1 protein-coding gene is annotated in these 1,329 nt (G+C 50.3%); it reads right to left on the bottom strand.

What is annotated here, in order from left to right; translation table 11 throughout:
* Positions 1 to 71: 71 nt before the first annotated feature.
* On the bottom strand, positions 72 to 1,301 hold the full coding sequence (locus ACSEXW_RS28190; protein WP_438449509.1) for an IS256 family transposase: 1,230 nt from the start codon (positions 1,299 to 1,301) through the stop codon (positions 72 to 74).
* Between the last annotated feature and the right edge of the window lie 28 nt (positions 1,302 to 1,329).

Genomic DNA, 1,329 nt, shown 5'->3' with positions numbered 1-1,329 from the left:
AACGGGTCTGTCAATAATTTTGTGTAAACTCATTTATAGGGAACTCCCCCGGGAGGGGGAGTTTGGCCTGCTTACCGTAAATGTTGACCGACCCGATCCGGGAAAAAGACGGACAACTGTAGTAGCATTTGTCCCCAGTTCTGAACCCGGCCCGTCCATTTGCGAACCACGTCCATGGTAGAGAAGTAGAGCATCTTCAACAACGCTTCGTCGGAGGGGAAGATACTTTTCCCTTTCGTAACTTTGCGGAGCTGACGGTGGTAGCTTTCGATGATATTGGTGGTATAGATCAGCTTCCGGATCTCCGGAGGATACTTGAAGAACGTAGCAAGCTCGTCCCAATTGTTACGCCAGGAGCGGATAATGAGCGGGTACTTGGTTCCCCAGGCCTCTTCGAAGCGGTCCAGTTCGACCAAGGCTGCCTCTTCTGTAGCGGCTTTGTAGATCGGCTTTAAGTCCGCTGTAACCTTCTTCAAGTCCTTGTAGGACACGTACCTCGTGGAATTCCGGATTTGGTGGATGATGCACTTTTGGATCTCGGTCATCGGATAGCAAGCGGAAATCGCTTGAGAGAAACCCGTCAGGTTGTCCACACAGGTGATGAGAATATCTTGTACGCCGCGGTTCTTAAGGTCATTGAGAACGCTCAGCCAGAACTTAGCGGACTCGTTCTCGCCAATCCACATGCCCAATACGTCTTTATTGCCATCGAGATCAATACCAATGACCATGTAGGCTGCCTTATTCACAATGGCTCCGTCCTGCTTCACTTTGAAGTGAATGGCATCCAGAAATACAACGGCGTAAACGCCTTGTAGCGGGCGATTCTGCCACTCCTTGATCAGCGGGACGATCTTGTTGGTGACGTTTGAGATCATCGTAGGGGAGACGTCAATGCCATAGAGCCGGCTGAGATGATCCTGGATGTCACGTGTGCTCACGCCCTTGGCATACATCGCGATAATCTGGTCTTCAATGCCGGTTACATTCGATTGGTGCTTCTTAACGATCATCGGTTCAAACTCGCCGTTACGGTCGCGTGGGACCTGGATCTCCATCTCACCGTATTCGCTCGTCACTGTTTTCTTTGTCTTCCCATTGCGGCTGTTAGAGGTTGCCTTGCTTTTCAAATCGTGCTTTTCGTATCCAAGCTCCGTGTCGAGTTCGGCCTCCAGCATGGACTGAAGCGTCTCTGCAAACAATTCCTTGAGTGCAGATTGCACGTCATCCATGGTCTTCAGGTTATTCTCCTTGACGAATGCCTTCACCTGTTCCTTACTAAACCGTGCCACTTGTGTCATCCTCTCAAACCGACCTTTCCTTCTAGTT

Source organism: Oryzibacillus soli (genome assembly GCF_051594765.1).
Taxonomy (GTDB): Bacteria; Bacillota; Bacilli; order Paenibacillales; family NBRC-103111; genus Paenibacillus_AR.
Note: the sequence above shows the minus strand (reverse complement) of the source record. Positions and strands in the feature narration are given on the sequence as shown.